This window comes from Shewanella sp. T24-MNA-CIBAN-0130, from assembly GCF_040310185.1.
In the GTDB taxonomy this organism is placed as follows: Bacteria; Pseudomonadota; Gammaproteobacteria; order Enterobacterales; family Shewanellaceae; genus Shewanella; species Shewanella psychromarinicola.
This window is the reverse complement of sequence record NZ_JBEOPP010000128.1, coordinates 1-693: the sequence shown is the minus strand read 5'-3', so window position 1 is coordinate 693 and position 693 is coordinate 1. Positions and strand designations below refer to the sequence as shown.

1 protein-coding gene is annotated in these 693 nt (G+C 38.1%); it reads right to left on the bottom strand.

The features are described 5' to 3' along the window. Nucleotides 1-562, bottom strand: a 562-nt coding sequence (locus AAEZ02_RS21750; protein WP_351125003.1) for an AAA family ATPase, incomplete at its 3' end; no start/stop codon positions are given. Nucleotides 563-693: the final 131 nt, after the last annotated feature.

Sequence of the window (693 nt, the reverse complement as noted above, 5' to 3'; positions counted from 1 at the left end):
GCCATGTTTTTAATGATTTTGCCATCTCGCCAGAAATGTAACTTCCGTCAAGCCAACTCGACATAAATTCATTAAGTTCTTTAGAGGGTTTAGTGTCGGGTTCCGAGTCTGATAATTTGGTGTGCTGCTTATCCATATGTGCAGCCATTCTAGCTAGGCTTTTTCTGATATCAATTATTTTTTTTCTATCGGGTGCATTTATAAGTGTGTGAGATGCCGTGTTGTTTAGCATACGAGTAAATTGATATTGACATCCATGATACTCGGAGGGTACTAGTGCTTTATCACTATCCTCTAACTCAAAGCAGCCTGTAACCACTTTGACTTTATTCGGATCTACCTGACCTGTGGTAATTTCATTATATTTAGACCTTGGATAGTCTCTAAGAGCATCAAACCCCTCAACGTCTTCTGGTTTATTGAGCTGTTGTAATGCTCTAAGCAATACGGTCTTACCTGCTTCATTCGGACCAACGAGAATTGTTTTTAATCGCTCAATATCAAACTCGCCAGAATCAATAATGCTGCGATAATTTTCTACCCTTGCTTTGATAAGTCTCATAGATATTTCCTTATTCTGGCTGACTGTCGCGACGGTTTATTTGGACATATAACGAGATTATAGAATAACTCTAACAGCCAAATTCAATTAAAAAACGAGATCCTGAAATCAATCATAAGCGCTTTTAAGAC